Annotated in this window: 13 protein-coding genes; 3 read left to right on the forward strand and 10 right to left on the reverse strand. The window is 65.3% G+C overall.

Annotated features, from left to right (window positions below; translation table 11 throughout):
• Window positions 1-2: 2 nt before the first annotated feature.
• Window positions 3-320: a polyhydroxyalkanoic acid system family protein gene (locus I6F17_RS02975; RefSeq protein ID WP_036007246.1), complete on the reverse strand. Its 318-nt coding sequence runs from the start codon at window positions 318-320 to the stop codon at window positions 3-5.
• A gap of 181 nt (window positions 321-501) precedes the next feature.
• Between I6F17_RS02975 and I6F17_RS02980 the strand changes: the two genes are divergently transcribed.
• Window positions 502-666: a DUF3309 family protein gene (locus I6F17_RS02980; RefSeq protein ID WP_225123976.1), complete on the forward strand. Its 165-nt coding sequence runs from the start codon at window positions 502-504 to the stop codon at window positions 664-666.
• A 107-nt stretch (window positions 667-773) separates the two neighbouring features.
• Here the strand turns inward: I6F17_RS02980 and ligD are convergent, their stop codons facing one another.
• Entirely contained in the window at window positions 774-3446 is a 2673-nt protein-coding gene (gene ligD, locus I6F17_RS02985; RefSeq protein WP_225123975.1) for a DNA ligase D, read from the reverse strand.
• Between the two features lie 118 nt (window positions 3447-3564).
• On the opposite strand from ligD, the gene I6F17_RS02990 reads away from it, so the two are divergent.
• Window positions 3565-4449 carry a Ku protein gene (locus I6F17_RS02990; RefSeq protein WP_225123974.1) on the forward strand — a complete coding sequence of 295 codons (885 nt, stop codon included), beginning with the start codon at window positions 3565-3567 and terminating at the stop codon, window positions 4447-4449.
• Window positions 4450-4621: 172 nt separating this feature from the next.
• On the opposite strand, the gene I6F17_RS02995 is transcribed toward I6F17_RS02990, so the two are convergent.
• The 8 genes from I6F17_RS02995 to I6F17_RS03030 all read right to left on the reverse strand — a co-directional run bounded on the left by I6F17_RS02995 (window position 4622) and on the right by I6F17_RS03030 (window position 13743).
• Complete coding sequence (locus I6F17_RS02995) at window positions 4622-5311, reverse strand: response regulator transcription factor (protein WP_225123973.1); 690 nt, start codon at window positions 5309-5311, stop codon at window positions 4622-4624.
• Window positions 5308-8031 (reverse strand): sensor histidine kinase KdpD, encoded by a 2724-nt coding sequence (locus tag I6F17_RS03000; protein ID WP_225123972.1) that lies wholly within the window; start codon window positions 8029-8031, stop codon window positions 5308-5310. Before I6F17_RS03000 ends, I6F17_RS02995 begins: the two co-directional genes overlap by 4 nt.
• A gap of 40 nt (window positions 8032-8071) precedes the next feature.
• Window positions 8072-8677, reverse strand: a complete 606-nt coding sequence (locus I6F17_RS03005) for a K(+)-transporting ATPase subunit C (RefSeq protein ID WP_225123971.1) — start codon at window positions 8675-8677, stop codon at window positions 8072-8074.
• A gap of 111 nt (window positions 8678-8788) precedes the next feature.
• Window positions 8789-10906 carry a potassium-transporting ATPase subunit KdpB gene (gene kdpB, locus I6F17_RS03010; protein WP_225123970.1) on the reverse strand — a complete coding sequence of 706 codons (2118 nt, stop codon included), beginning with the start codon at window positions 10904-10906 and terminating at the stop codon, window positions 8789-8791.
• Between the two features lie 23 nt (window positions 10907-10929).
• Window positions 10930-12633: a potassium-transporting ATPase subunit KdpA gene (gene kdpA, locus I6F17_RS03015; RefSeq protein WP_225123969.1), complete on the reverse strand. Its 1704-nt coding sequence runs from the start codon at window positions 12631-12633 to the stop codon at window positions 10930-10932.
• Window positions 12634-12746: 113 nt separating this feature from the next.
• On the reverse strand, window positions 12747-12836 hold the full coding sequence (locus tag I6F17_RS03020) for a K(+)-transporting ATPase subunit F (RefSeq protein WP_035698142.1): 90 nt from the start codon (window positions 12834-12836) through the stop codon (window positions 12747-12749).
• A gap of 11 nt (window positions 12837-12847) precedes the next feature.
• A complete protein-coding gene (locus I6F17_RS03025) occupies window positions 12848-13003 on the reverse strand; it encodes a hypothetical protein (protein WP_225123968.1) in 156 nt (51 codons plus the stop codon).
• A gap of 158 nt (window positions 13004-13161) precedes the next feature.
• Window positions 13162-13743, reverse strand: coding sequence for a TetR/AcrR family transcriptional regulator (locus I6F17_RS03030; RefSeq protein ID WP_225123967.1), 582 nt, complete (start codon window positions 13741-13743; stop codon window positions 13162-13164).
• Between the two features lie 84 nt (window positions 13744-13827).
• Between I6F17_RS03030 and I6F17_RS03035 the strand changes: the two genes are divergently transcribed.
• The gene (locus I6F17_RS03035; protein ID WP_225123966.1) at window positions 13828-14568 is read left to right on the forward strand and encodes a crotonase/enoyl-CoA hydratase family protein; all 741 of its coding nucleotides are present in this window, start codon (window positions 13828-13830) and stop codon (window positions 14566-14568) included.
• Window positions 14569-14590 lie beyond the last annotated feature (22 nt).

Here is a 14590-nt window from a genome sequence, read left to right on the forward strand (position 1 = left end):
AGTTACTTCTCCCCGTCCTTGGTCAGCAGCAATTGGCCGCGCTTCCTGATCGTGGCCTGCGCCATCTCGGCGAAGCGCTGCAGCAGCCAAGGCAGCACCACCTCGACCCGGACCTGATCGTCGCCGACATCGACCTGCCCCGTCGCGACCTGGCCGAGCGCGCGGATGCGGAAGGCCATAGTGTCGCCGCTCCAGCGTTCCTCCTCGACCTGCATCACCGGAATGCTCGCCGCGGCGCGGCCGAGCCCCGTCTTGAGCCGGCGCACCGCCTCCTCACGGCCGAGACGATGCGGAATCGAGACGACGAGCGGTGCTGACATGGTCCTGCCTCTCCTGACTGACGTCACATAATCATGCCGGGTCGACCAGCAAAGGTTCCATGCAAGTTGATCCCTTGGGGCGTGTTTCAAAGCCGGAACTTTACAACCTGCGGGAAGTTGCCCTCGCACAACGGGACAGGTTTGCAATGACCCTTTTCACGAAGGGCTGGAGGAGATTCGCATGTCAGTCGGCACGATCATTCTGATCATCTTGATCATCGCCCTGCTCGGCGGCTTCAGCGGCATCGGCGGCGGCCCGTTCTATGGCACCGGCTATTACGGCGGCGGCGGCCTCGGGCTTGTCATCGTCATTCTGCTGATCCTGATCCTGATGGGAAGGATCTAGATGCAGACTTCGTAGGGTCCACCTCTTCGTTCGAACGAAACAAGATGGTGGGCACGCTCCGCTTTGCCCACCCTACGAGGCCTGCCTTCGGCACAACAGCGGCAGACCTACTTCACCTTCCCCGCCAGCTTCTTCATCGCGGCCTTGATCGACACGGCGGCATCGTCGTAACCCTCCCACGCTTTCGATCGCGCCAGCAGGGCCGGCACGGTGCGCAGCGTATAGCGCTTGGGATCGAGGTCGCTCTTCACCTGCGCCCAGGTGACCGGCATCGACACGGTCGCGCCGGCGCGCGCTCGCGGCGACAGCGGAGCCACCGCCGTCGACATGCGGTCGTTGCGCAGATAATCCAGGAAGATCTTTCCCTTGCGCAGCTTCTTGGACATGTTGAGCAGATAGCGTTCGGGATCGTCGTCGGCCATCCACTGGCAGACGCCTTGCGCAAAGGCCTTGGCTTCCTCCCAGCTCACCTTGTCGCGCGCGCCATGGAGCAGCGGCACCACGACGTGAAGGCCCTTGCCGCCCGTGGTCTTGCAGAAGCTGTCCATGCCGATATCGGCGAGCCGCTGCCGCATCTCCTTGGCCGCCTCGACCACGTCGGGAAAGTCCACGTCAGGCGCGGGATCGAGATCGAACACCAGGCGGCCCGGGGTATCATAGGCATAGGGCGCGCAGTTCCAGGGATGCAGCTCGACGCCGCCGATCTGCGCCACCGCGGCGAGCCCTTCGATCCGGTCGATCTGAAGATACGGCTTGCGGTCGCCGGAGACCCGCGCGAGCTCCAGGAGGTTCGACGTTCCCTGCATCGCATGGCGCTGGAAGAAGCATTCGCCCTTGATTCCGTCGGGCGCGCGGATCAGCGAACAGGGCCGGCCCTTCAGATGCACGATCATCCATTCGCCGACGGCTTCGAGGTAGCGGGCAAGATCCAGCTTGGTGACGGCACCACCATCGCCGTCATCCGGCCAGAGCTCCTTGTCCGGCTTGGAGATGACGACACCCATGACCTCGGCATTTTGAGCGGCCTGCTTCGAGCGCCCGCCCGCCTTGGTGCGCGCCGTCTTCCTGGCCCGGGGCTCGGCGAGCTCGGTGTCGACGGGCGTCTCGGCCTCGACCTCCTCCGCCGCCTTGTCCTGCCGCAATCCCTTGAAGGCGGCCTGGCGAATATTGCCGTCGGCCGTGAAGCCCGCGAACTCGATTTCGGCGACGAGCTCCGGCTTCAGCCAATGCACGTCCCGCGTCTTCTTCGGCGCGTTCTTGCCGCCGAACGGGCTTTCCTTGCTCTCGATCGCTTTCAGCGCCGGCATGATGCGCTTGACTTTATCAGCGCCAAAGCCGGTACCGACCATGCCGACGAAGGCGAGATGATCGCCGCGCTGCACGCCTGCCATCAGCGAGCGGAATTTGCCGTTGGTGGTCTTGTAACCGCCGATCACCACCTCGTGGCCGGCGCGGCATTTCGATTTGACCCAGCTCTCGGTGCGCCCCGAACGATACGGCGCATTCAGCTTCTTCGACACGACGCCTTCGAGCTCGAGCTTGCAGGCCGATTGCAGCACGGCATCGCCGCCGCTCTCGAAATGCTCGACATAGCGGATCTGAGTCGATTTCCGCTTGCGCGCTTCCAGCAGCTTCTTGAGTTGCGCCTTGCGCTCCCCTAGCGGCAGCCGACGGTAGTCCTGCCCTTCCGCGAAGAGCAGATCGAAGGCGAAGAAGATCAGGTCGTCGGTCTTGCCATCGGACAGCGCAGCTTGCAGCGACGAGAAGTTCGGCGCGCCGTTATGGTCGAGCGCGACGATCTCGCCGTCGATCATCACGTCCGGCAGCGCGGCGGCTTCCTCGGCGATGGAGGCGAACTTGCTGGTCCAGTCGAGACCCTTGCGCGTCTTCAGCGTCGCCTCGCCGTCCTCGACCCGGAGCTGGACGCGATAGCCGTCGAACTTGATCTCGTGGCACCAGCCCTCGTCTCCGGGCGGCCGCTCGACCAGCGTGCAGAGCTGCGGCGCGACGAAATCCGGCATCGCCGAGACCGTCCTGGCGTTCGTCGCGGTCGTGGCGCTCTTCTTCGCTTTGCCGCGCTTCAACGCGGTGCGCGGCGCCGGCTTGACCGTGCGCCCTTTCGTCTCCTCGGCACGATTGGACTGCCAAACCGCGTCGGCCTTGGCCTTCGTGCCCTTGGCGAGCATGAAGGGCCTTGGCGCGCGGCCCTTTCCCTCCGCGATCTGTTCCATCGCGCGGCCGGAGGCCACGGACTTGTCCTGCTCCAGAATATCGTTGTCCGCGCCTTCGCGGACATACTCGTCACGATGCTTGATCAGGAGCCAGTTGGTCCGCTTCTCGCCGCCGCGGTTACGCATCCGCACCAGGACCCAGCTTCCCTGCAGCTTGTCGCCATGGAGCGTGAACTTCAGGTCGCCTTTCTTGAAGCCGGCTTCCGGATCGTCCGATTCCCAGGTGCCGCGGTCCCACAACATCACGGTGCCGCCGCCGTACTGGCCTTCCGGAATCGTGCCTTCGAAATCGCCGTAGTCGAGCGGATGGTCCTCGACTTCGACGGCAAGCCGCTTGTCGTGGGGATCGAGCGAAGGCCCCTTCGTCACCGCCCAGGACTTGAATACGCCGTCGAATTCGAGCCGGAGGTCGTAGTGCAGCCGGGTCGCATCATGCTTCTGGATCACGAAGCGCCGCTGCTGCGATGGCGCCACGGCTGTCTTGCCCGATGGCTCCGGCGTCTTCTCGAAGTCCCGCTTCTGTCGGTAAGTGGAGAGTTTTTGCAGCACGACCGGTCCCGCTTCTCTTTCGGCACTTGAAGCCTATCACGGCGAAAGTCCCGCCCGGAACCAAAACCCGATGGGACGGTTGGGGTTCCAAAACGCCTTGAAAACGCTGGAGAATGGAATGGCCCCGCGCGCCTACTGGAAGGGAACGTTGAAGCTGTCGCTGGTCAGTTGCCCGGTCGTGCTCTATCCGGCGACCACCGCGGCCGAGAAGACGCGGTTTCACCTGATCAACCGCGAGACCGGGAACCGGCTCAAGCAGCAGATGATCGATTCCGAGACCGGCGACGTCGTCGAGAGCGACCAGAAGGGCCGCGGCTACGAAGTGCGCAAGGGTAAATACGTCGAGATCGAACCGGAGGAGCTCGAGGCGGTCCAGATCGAGAGCAATCACACCATCGACATCGAGAGCTTCGTGCCGCGCGAGGAGATCGACCAGCGCTATCTCAACCATCCCTATTACATCGCGCCCGACGGCAAGGCGGCGGTCGATGCGTTCGCGGTGATCCGCGACGCGATGAAGGACCAGGAACGCGTGGCGCTCGCCAAGATCGTTCTGACCAATCGCGAGAACGTCATGGCGATCGAGCCGCGCGGCAAGGGCCTGCTCGGCACCACGCTGCGCTTCCCTTACGAGCTGCGCGAGGAGGACCAGTTCTTCGACGACATCAAGAGCCCGAAGATCACCAAGGACATGGTCGAGCTCGCCGGCCACATCCTGCAGACCAAGGCGGCGCATTTCGATCCCAGCAAGTTCAAGGACGAATACGAGGACGCACTGAAGGCCCTGGTGAAGGGCAAGGCCAGCGGCAAGAAGATCGAGCTGCCCGAGCCCGAGGAGCGGCCGAGCAACGTCGTCAGCCTGATGGACGCACTAAAGCAGAGCCTAAAGGGACGCGGCGGGAAGAAGTCGGCGGCGAAGTCGCACGCGCGGCGCGCGACCGGACGGCACCGCAGCGCGAAGAAGGCGCACCGGTCGACCGCGCGGCATCGCAAGGCGGGTTGATCTTTGCTTGGTCATTGCGGAAGCAGGCTTGCGCCACAACCTCAGTCGTCATGCCCGGGCTTGACCCGGGCATCCACGCGCGTCCTCGCTTGCGGATAGACGTGGATGGCCGGGTCAAGCCCGGCCATGACGAGTTTGCCTCAAGCCGGCGCTCGATGCCGCCGAGCTACGCTCAATCCCCTGCCTTGAGCCGATACCCGATCCCCGTCTCCGTCAGCACATATTGCGGCCGCTCCGGATCGGCTTCGATCTTCTGGCGAAGCTGGCGGACATAGACGCGCAGATATTGCGCGTCGGTCAATTCATCCCACAGCTCCTTCAGCAGGAAGCGGTGGGTGAGCACCTTGCCGGCGTGCTGCACCAGCACCCGCAACAGGTCGTATTCCTTCGGCGAGAGCTTCACCTCGCGATCGCCGACCTTGACGATGCGGCGGACGAGATCGACGGAGAGATCGCCGGTGCGGAACACCGGGCGTTCGCCCTTGACCTGAAGCTGGTGGCGCAGCGCGGCGCGCAGGCGCGCCAAGAGTTCCTCCATGCCGAACGGCTTGGTCAGATAATCGTCGGCGCCGAGATCGAGCGCCTGGACCTTGCCGGCTTCGTCGCCGCGGCTCGACAGCACCACGATCGGCACGCCGTCGTTGCGGGCGCGGATGGTGCGGAGCAGCTCATGGCCTTGAACGTCGGGCAGGCCGAGATCGAGGATGATCAGCGCCGGCTCCTCGGCGAGCTTCTCCAGCGCCGTCTTGCCGTTCGGCGCTTCCAGGATTTCGTAGCCCTGCGTCGTCAGCCCCATTCGCAGCAATTTGCGGATCGGCGGCTCGTCGTCGATGACCAGGACCTTGATCGGAGCAGCGCTCATGCGGCGGTATCCAATGCGTGGCTCTCTGCCGGAACAGGCAGGCGAATGGTGAGGACCGCGCCGCTCCGCCCGCTGCGATTGGCGGCGGAGATCGTGCCGCGCATCGCCTCGACGAAGCCGCGCGAGATGGCAAGCCCGAGCCCGGTGCCGGGACGGACGTGATCGCCCTTCTGCACGCGATAGAACTTGTCGAACACGCTCTCGAGCTCGTCCGGTGGAATGCCGGCGCCCTCGTCGGCGACCTCGAGCACGACATGAGCGCTGTCGCGCCGGCCGCGGATCGAGATCGTGGTTTCGGGGGGCGCGTATTTCGCGGCATTGTCAAGCAGGTTGAACAGCACCTGCTCGAACAGCACGGCATCGAGCTGGAGCATCGGCAGATCGGCGGCCAGCACCAGCTCGACCTTGTGGTCGGTCAGGATCTTGCTCGCGCGCCGAAGCGCGCTGCCGACGATCTCGCCGAGATCGTGCAGCGCCGTGTTGGGCACGATGGCGCCGGATTCGAGCTTGGTCATGTCGAGCAGATTGGCGATGAAGCGGTTGAGCCGCTCGGATTCGTCGATCACGGTGGCGAGCAAATCGCGCTTCTCGGTGTCCGAGAGCGCGCCGGAGAGATCGCGCATGGTGGAGGCCGCCCCCAGCACCGAGGCGAGCGGCGTCTTCAAATCGTGCGAGATCGAGGTCAGCAGCGCCGAGCGCAGCCGCTCGGATTCGACGGTGCGCTTGACGCGGTCCATGTCCTCGACCAGCAGCACGCGCTCGATCGCGAGCGCGCCCTGGTCGACCAGCGCATCGAGCAGCCGCCGCTGGTCCGGCGTCAGCAGCGGGCCGGTGCGGTCGTTGTCGATGCCGATCACACCGATCGGCCCGCGCCCGGTGCGCATCGGCAAAAACAGCCGCTTGGCGCCCGGCAAGGTGTCCGAGCCGCGGCCGGCGGGACGATCGTTGCTCCAGGCCCAATTGGCGGCGGCAAGATCGGCCTGGTCAAGCTCGTCCTCGGGCGGATAGCCTGATTTCACCGTCAGCAGGCCTTCATCCGGCAACAGCAGCACCACGCGGACCTTGAGCATCAATGCGGTCTGGTAGGCGCTCGCCCACAAGACGTCGTCCAGCGTGGCAGTACCGGCGAGCTTGCGGCTGAAGGCATAGAGCTGCTCGGTCATCCTGATCCGGCCAATCGCGGTGTCGGCCTGGATCCGCACGCGCGCCGCGACATTGGAGACGATCATCGCCACCACCATGAACAGCACGAAAGCGGCGACATTGGTCGGGTCGGTGATCGTGAAGGTGTAGATCGGCGGGATGAAGAAGAAATTGTAGCAGAGCGAAGCCGCCACCGTGGCCAACAGCGAGGGCCACAGGCCGTAGCGCACGGCAACTGCGACGACCGAGGTCAGCAGCACGAGATCGACGTTCTCTATGCCGAAATACGGCTGGATCAGCTTGGCAGCGCCGAGACCCACAAGCACGATCCCAAGCGCCTTGAGAAAAGGCAAGGGATCGAACGGCTCGGATCGTGCGGCGGTCTGCACCGCCATCTTGGGCGCCGCCTCTCCGGAAAGCTCGTTGCCCGGAATGAGGTGAACGCTGATATTGCCCGCGCGGCGCACCAGATCGTGCACGACCGAGCCGCGTGTCATCTCGAACCAGCGCGAGCGCGTCGACTTGCCGATCACGATCTGCGTGACGTTGTTGCCTTGCGCGAAACCGATGAGATCGTCAGCGATGCGGCGGCCGACGGCGGGAATGGTCAGCGCCTCGCCGCCGAGCGATTCCGCAAGCCGCAGCGTGTCGGCCAGCCGATCCCGCTCCTCGTCGGACAATTGCAGCGATCGCCGCGTCTCGATCGAAATCGCGGTGAACGGCGCATGCAGCCGGTCAGCCAATCGCTTGGTGTAGCGCACGAGGCCGGCCGCGCGCGGGTCCTCGCTGACGCAGACCAGGATGCGCTCACCCGCGGCCCAGGGCCCCGGAATCGCATTCGCCTGCATGTGGTTGAGCAGCTGCTCGTCGACCCGCTCGGCGGTGCGCCGCAGGGCGAGCTCGCGGAGCGCCGTGAGATTGCCCGGCGAGAAATAATGCTCCAGCGCCCGCTCGGCTTGCTTGGGCACATAGACCTTGCCCTCCTTCAGGCGCTGGATCAGGTCGTCTGGCGTGAGGTCGATCAGCTCGATCGCGTCAGCGCGGTCGAACACCGAATCCGGCACGGTCTCGCGCACCCGGACATGGGTGATCTGGGCAACGACGTCGTTCAGGCTCTCGATGTGCTGGATGTTGACGGCGGTATAGACGTCGATGCCGTGCGAGAGCAGCTCCTCGACGTCGAGATAGCGCTTGGGATGGCGGCTTCCGGACGCATTGGTGTGGGCGAGCTCGTCGACCAGCGCAATCTGCGGCCGCCGCGCAATAACCGCATCGAGGTCCATCTCCTCGACGATCTGGCCGCGGTAGTCCAGCCGCTTGCGCGGGACCACTTCGAGGCCGCGCACCAGCGCCTCGGTCTCGGCGCGGCCATGAGTCTCGACGAAGCCGACCACGACATCGATGCCGGCCTTGCGCTTGGCCTGGGCGCTTTGCAGCATCTCGTAGGTCTTGCCGACGCCGGGAGCGGCGCCGACGAAGATCTTCAGCCTGCCGCTCGCACCCTCCTCCCGGCGCGCCGCTTCCAGCAGGGCCTCCGGTGACGGACGTTGTTCGGGATCGCGACGCTCTCGGATCATCTTGTCAGTATAATCACCCGTCCACTGCGAGCCTAGACTTCTACTTCGCGGCCATGCGATCGAGCGCGAGATTCAATGTCAGAACGTTAACCCGGGGCTCGCCGAGCAGACCGAGCAGGCGGCCTTCGATGCTGGCGGCCACGAGCTGCTTGACCTGATCCTCGGGCAGATTGCGCGCCTTCGCGACGCGCGGCACCTGGAATTGCGCCGCTTCCGGCGAGATGTTCGGGTCGAGGCCGCTGGCCGAAGTCGTCACCAGGTCGACCGGCACCGAGGCGTTCGGATTCTCGCGCCTGAGCTTGTCCACATCTTCCTTCAGCCGGTCGGCCAGCGCCTTGCTGGTCGGACCGAGATTGGAGCCGCCCGAATTGGCGGCGTTGTAGGGCGCGGGCAACGTCTTGGTCGAATCGTTCGGGTCCGGCGCCAGCGTCGCCGAGGGGCGGCCGTGGAAGTACTTGTCGTCCTTGAACTCCTGCCCGATCAGGGCGGAGCCAATCACCTTGCCGTCTTTCTCGATCAGGCTGCCTTGCGCCTGCACGGGAAACAGCGCGCCGGCAATGCCGGTCATGGCGAGCGGATAGGCAAGGCCCGTGATGGCGGTGAGCGCCAGCAAGAGGACGATGGCAGGGCGGATTTCTCTGAGCATGTGCTTTCTCCGATTTCTCCCGTCATTGCGAGGAGCGAAGCGACGAAGCAATCCACACTGTCAACCGCGGAGGCATTCCTGGATTGCTTCGCTTCGCTCGCAATGACGAATTCAAACCAAGTGCAAGGCGGTCACCGCGAGGTCGATCGCCTTGATGCCGATGAAGGGAATGACGATGCCGCCGAGCCCGTAGATCAGGAGGTTGCGGCGGAGCAGCGCGCCGGCACCGACGGCGCGATAGGCGACGCCCTTCAGGGCGAGCGGGATCAGCGCGATGATGACGAGCGCGTTGAAGATGATCGCCGACAGGATGGCGCTCTGCGGGCTCGACAGGTTCATGACGTTGAGCACGTTGAGCTGAGGGTAGAACGCCAGGAACATCGCCGGGATGATCGCAAAATACTTGGCGACGTCGTTGGCGATCGAGAACGTCGTCAGCGCACCGCGCGTCATCAGGAGCTGCTTGCCGATCTCGACCACCTCGATCAGCTTGGTCGGGTTAGAGTCGAGATCGACCATGTTGCCGGCCTCGCGGGCGGCTTGCGTGCCGGTGTTCATGGCGACGCCGACGTCGGCCTGGGCGAGCGCCGGCGCGTCGTTGGTGCCGTCTCCGCACATCGCCACCAGCTTGCCCTTGGCCTGCTCGTCGCGGATCAGCTTCAGCTTGTCCTCGGGCGTTGCCTGGGCCAGGAAATCGTCGACGCCGGCTTCCGCGGCGATGGCGGCCGCCGTCATCGGGTTGTCGCCGGTGATCATGATGGTGCGGATGCCCATGCGGCGCAGTTCGGCGAAGCGCTCGCGGATACCGCCCTTGACGATGTCCTTGAGCTGGACGATGCCGAGCAGCTTTCCGTCCTTGGCGACCGCAAGCGGCGTGCCGCCGGCCTTCGAGATCTGATCGGCGATGGTCTGGATCTCGCGGCCAACCTCAGAGAGCCCGCCGGGCTGAAGGGCACGCGCGGTGCTGCCCGAGGTAACCGCCAGCGGTGCACCGCGGCCGACATAGTTCAGCATCGCATCGACCGCGCCCTTGCGCACCGACGAGCCGCCGGCGTCGACGCCGCTCATGCGGGTCTGCGCCGTGAACGGAACGAAGGTCGCACCCAATTCGGCCATATCGCGGCCGCGGATGCCGTACTTCTCCTTGGCCAGCACGACGATGGAGCGGCCTTCCGGCGTCTCGTCCGCCAGCGAGGCGAGCTGGGCGGCATCCGCCAGCTCCTGCTCGGTGACGCCGCGCACGGGACGGAAGGCGGTCGCCTGCCGGTTGCCGAGCGTGATGGTGCCGGTCTTGTCGAGCAGCAGCGTGTCGACGTCGCCGGCGGCCTCGACCGCGCGGCCCGACAGCGCCAGCACATTGAAGCGCACCAGGCGGTCCATGCCGGCGATGCCGATCGCCGACAACAGCGCACCGATCGTGGTCGGAATCAGCGTCACGAACAGGGCGACCAGCACGACCACCGAGATCGAGCCGCCGGCATAGGCAGCGTAGCTCGGGATCGTCACCGTGGCGAACACGAAGATGATGGTGAGGCCGGCGAGCAGGATGTTGAGCGCGATCTCGTTCGGCGTCTTCTGCCGCTCGGCGCCCTCGACCAGCTTGATCATGCGGTCGATGAAGGTCGATCCCTGCGCGGCGGTGATGCGGACGCGGATCCAGTCCGACAGCACCTGCGTGCCGCCGGTCACCGCCGAGCGGTCGCCGCCGGATTCGCGTATCACGGGCGCCGACTCGCCGGTGATGGCGGCCTCGTTGACCGAGGCGACGCCCTCGATCACCTCGCCATCGGAGGGGATCGTGTCGCCCGCCTCGACCAGCACGAGATCGCCGACCTTCAGGTTGGTGCCTGAGACGAGCTTGTAGTCGCGGCCCGCGCCGCTCAGGAGCTTGGCCTGGCTCTCGGTGCGGGTCTTGCGCAGCGTCTCGGCCTGCGCCTTGCCCCGGCCCTCGGCCACGGCTTCGGCGAGGTTGGCGAACAGCACGGTGAACCACAGCCAGAGGATGATCTGGAAGGTGAAGCCGAGATTCTCCCCACCGGTGACGAGATCGCGCAGGAAGATCACGGTGGTGAGCGCGGCCACGATCTCGACCACGAACATCACGGGGTTCTTGATCATGGCGCGCGGATCGAGCTTGGTGAAGGCCGCGCCGATCGCCGGCATCATGATCTTGGAATCCAGCATCGCCGAGACCGGCATGCGCTTGTTGGATTTTTGGACAGGTTCCATGGAGGTCACTCCGAAAAGCGAGATCAGAAGACGTTGCCGGCGTTCATTGCGAGATGCTCGACGATGGGACCGAGTGCGAGCGCCGGGAAGAAGGTCAGGCCGCCCATGATCACGATGACGCCGACGACGAGGCCGACGAACAGGCCGCCGGTGGTCGGAAAGGTGCCCATCGACGGGGGGATCGACTTCTTGGCCGCGAGCGATCCTGCGATCGCCATCGCCGGAACGATCATGAAGAAGCGACCGACGAACATCGCACTGGCGAGCGTGAGATTGTAGAACAACGTGTTGCCGGTGAGGCCTGCGAAGGCCGAACCGTTATTGGCCGCCCCCGACGTGAAGGCGTACAGCACTTCGGTGAAGCCGTGCGGTCCGGCATTCACCATCGACGCCACTGCCGCGGGATAGACCACAGCGACGGCGGCCCAGCCGAGAATCATCAGCGGCAGGACGAGAATGGCGAGCATCGCCATCTTGACTTCCCGCGCCTCGATTTTCTTGCCGACATATTCCGGCGTGCGGCCGACCATCAGGCCTGCGACGAAGATCGCCAGGACGACGAACAGCAGCATGCCGTACAGGCCGGCGCCGACGCCGCCGACGATGATCTCCCCTAACTCCATGTTGATCAGCGGGATCATGCCGCCGAGCGCGGTGAAGCTGTCGTGCATGGCGTTCACGGCGCCGCACGACGCGGCGGTGGTGATCACCGCGAACAGCGAGGACGCAACGATGCCGAAGCGGACTTCCTTGCCCTCCATGTTGCCGCCGGACAGGCCCAGCGCATGCATGGTGGCGGTGCCGTTGGCTTCCGCCCAATAGCAAACGGCGACGCCGGCGACGAACAGCACGCCCATCACGGCGAGGATCGCCCAGCCCTGGCGCTGGTTGCCGACCATGCGGCCGAACACATTGGTGAGCGCCGCGCCGAGCGCGAAAATCGACAGCATCTGCACGAAGTTCGACAGCGCGGTCGGATTCTCGAAGGGATGCGCGGCGTTGGCATTGAAGAAGCCGCCGCCATTGGTGCCGAGCATCTTGATCGCGACCTGCGAGGCGACAGGACCGACCGCAATGGTCTGCTTGGCGCCCTCGAGCGTGGTCGCTTCGACGTAGTCGCCAAGCGTTTGCGGGATGCCCTGCCAGACCAGGAACAGCGTGAACACGACGCAGATCGGCAGCAGGATGTAGAGCGTGCAGCGGGTCACATCGACCCAGAAATTGCCGATTGTGCGCATGGACGCGCGGGCAAAGCCGCGGATCAGGGCAACCGCGAGCACGATGCCGGTCGCCGCCGACAGGAAATTCTGGTGCGTCAGGCCGACCATCTGGGTCAGATAGGACAGCGTGCTCTCGCCGCCGTAGTTCTGCCAGTTGGTATTGGTGATGAAGGAGATCGCGGTGTTGAAGGACAGATCCTCGGCGACCGCGGATTGGCCGGCTGGATTGAACGGCAGCACGGCCTGCAGCCGCATCAGGCCGTAGATGATGAGGAAGCCACCGACATGAAACAGCAGCATCGCGACCGTGTAGGTCAGCCAGTGCTGCTCGCGCTTCTCGTCGACGCCGGAGAGCCAATAGATGCCGGCCTCGATCGGGCGCAGGACGGGCGACAGGAACGTGCGCTCACCGTTGAACACGCGCGTCATGTACCAGCCGAGCGGCTTGGTCAGCGCGACCACGATCGCGCAATAAAGAATGATCTGGAACCAACCGATCGCAGTCATGGCATTAACCCTTCAGGCTTTTGGTCCGGCGCAAAAGCGGCAGGAGCAGCGCGAGCAGGCCCGCGACGAGCGCAGCGTCGGCCAGCAGTAATTCGACGAGCAGCAGCACGGCATCAGAACCGCTCGGGCCGCAGCAGTGCATAGGTGAGATAGATCAGGAGGCCGAACGAGACGGCGCCGGCGAGCGCATAATCGAAGATCATGGTCCGCTCCCTCACAGCCGTTCGCAGGCATAGGTGTAGCCGATCGCGAGGGCAAAGAAGAAGAAGCCCAGCGCCAGCATCAAAAGGTCCATCATGGCGATATTCCTTGGTACGACACGATCGCCGGCCGAGTTCAATGCAAGCGCATCGCCAGCCGGAAACTTCACCGCTGACGTGCCACTGCGCGCATAGCTTTTCGAGGTGAGGGCTATGGTAACGTTATAGGAATCTCATAAAGGCCGGCGGGAGCCAGCGGCTATGCGCAATGCGTCCCCCGCGGTCGCTCTGGACGGGGCGGAGACCTGGTAGTGCCCGGCCTCGGCGTCTAGCTCCTCACCTCCGCCTCGATCAGTCGCGCCAGCTCCGACGCGGTAACCTCGATCGGCCGGCCGCTGCGCTCGACGCGGGCCTGGATCAGCGCGCCCTGGAGCGCCGACGTGCAGAGCACCGCCAGCGCCTCCGCCCGCGGCCTGGCAAACCCGTCGGCGACGAGCTTGTCACGCAGGATCGATAGCCGTGCCGCATAGGCCTTGCGACCGGCCTCCGACACGCCGCGCTCGCGCGGCGCCAGCTCGAGCAGCACGGTCGTGATCGGGCAGCCATTGCGGAAGCCGGAGCCCTGCATCCAGCCTGCCAGCAGTCTGGCGTGCGCGCGCAAGAGCTCGCCGGTCGAGCCGCACTCTGCCGCGAGCTCGGCGACCGTCGCCGCGACGCGGCGGCCCGCCTCCTCCACCGCCGCCACCGCGATCGAGGATTTTCCGTCCGGAAAGTAATGATAGAGCGACCCCTTCGGCGCGCCGCTGACGTCGACGATGTCGTTGAGGCCGGTGCGGGCAAATCCGTGGCGGCGGAATAGCGTCACCGCGGCATTGATGATGGGCTGACGGTGCTTCGGCACGGCCGGCATGGCACTCTCCTCCGCTCGGAAATTATATTGATTGGTCTACATCAGCCTCCGACAGTCAAGCATGACAATGACGGAGAGAGGCAGATGCCTGAGAGAGTGATCTATGAACTGAACGACGGCGTGGCGCGGATCGGGCTCGACGACGGCAAGGTCAACGTGATGTCGGCCGCGATGCTGGGCGAGATCGGCGCCGCCTGCGACCGCGCCGAGACGGAGGCAGAGATCGTGGTGCTGCGCTCAGGCCGGCCCGGCATCTTTTCCGCGGGCTTCGATCTGAAAGTGTTCGCCTCGGGCGATGCCGCCAAGAGCCTCGAGATGGTCCGGGCCGGCGCCGAGCTTGCGCTGCGGCTGATGTCGTTTCCGCATCCGACCATCGGCGTGATGGAGGGCCATGCTTACCCGATGGGAACGTTCCTGCTGCTCGCCTGCGACGTCAGGCTGGGCGCGCGCGGACCGCACCGCATGGGGCTGAACGAGGTGGCGATCGGCATCGCGCCGCCCAGCTTTGCCATCGAGCTCGCGCGCAGCCGGCTGCATCCGGCCTGGCTCAGCCGTACCGTCACGCTTGGCGAGATGTACGAGCCCGAGGAGGCGCAGACGGCCGGCTTTCTCGATCGCGTGGTTGCACCTGAGATGGTCGACGCCACGATCGAGACGATCATCACCGGCCTGCGCGCCATCCACAAGCCGTCGCATGCCACCGCAAAGCGGCGCCTGCGCCGGGGAGCCATGGAAGCCATGCGCGCGGCGATCGACCGCGAGCTGACCATGGCTGCCTATGAGGCAAGCAACCGCGCGCGCAGCGCAGTCGCGCTGCCCGGTTGAGGCCGGCTATCCCGCGGAAAAG

Origin of the sequence: Bradyrhizobium sp. NBAIM18 (assembly GCF_020193825.1) — a bacterium.
Classification (GTDB): domain Bacteria; phylum Pseudomonadota; class Alphaproteobacteria; order Rhizobiales; family Xanthobacteraceae; genus Bradyrhizobium; species Bradyrhizobium yuanmingense.

Excerpts from the sequence above, each read along its gene's own strand:
- I6F17_RS03005 (WP_225123971.1), bottom strand. The coding sequence starts at position 8,677 with ATGCTCAGAGAAATCCGCCCTGCCATCGTCCTCTTGCTGGCGCTCACC.
- kdpB (WP_225123970.1), bottom strand. The coding sequence starts at position 10,906 with ATGGAACCTGTCCAAAAATCCAACAAGCGCATGCCGGTCTCGGCGATG.
- I6F17_RS02995 (WP_225123973.1), bottom strand. The coding sequence starts at position 5,311 with ATGAGCGCTGCTCCGATCAAGGTCCTGGTCATCGACGACGAGCCGCCG.
- I6F17_RS02975 (WP_036007246.1), bottom strand. The coding sequence starts at position 320 with ATGTCAGCACCGCTCGTCGTCTCGATTCCGCATCGTCTCGGCCGTGAG.
- I6F17_RS02990 (WP_225123974.1), top strand. The coding sequence starts at position 3,565 with ATGGCCCCGCGCGCCTACTGGAAGGGAACGTTGAAGCTGTCGCTGGTC.
- I6F17_RS03030 (WP_225123967.1), bottom strand. The coding sequence starts at position 13,743 with ATGCCGGCCGTGCCGAAGCACCGTCAGCCCATCATCAATGCCGCGGTG.
- I6F17_RS03000 (WP_225123972.1), bottom strand. The coding sequence starts at position 8,031 with ATGATCCGAGAGCGTCGCGATCCCGAACAACGTCCGTCACCGGAGGCC.
- I6F17_RS03020 (WP_035698142.1), bottom strand. The coding sequence starts at position 12,836 with ATGATCTTCGATTATGCGCTCGCCGGCGCCGTCTCGTTCGGCCTCCTG.
- kdpA (WP_225123969.1), bottom strand. The coding sequence starts at position 12,633 with ATGACTGCGATCGGTTGGTTCCAGATCATTCTTTATTGCGCGATCGTG.
- I6F17_RS02980 (WP_225123976.1), top strand. The coding sequence starts at position 502 with ATGTCAGTCGGCACGATCATTCTGATCATCTTGATCATCGCCCTGCTC.
- I6F17_RS03035 (WP_225123966.1), top strand. The coding sequence starts at position 13,828 with ATGCCTGAGAGAGTGATCTATGAACTGAACGACGGCGTGGCGCGGATC.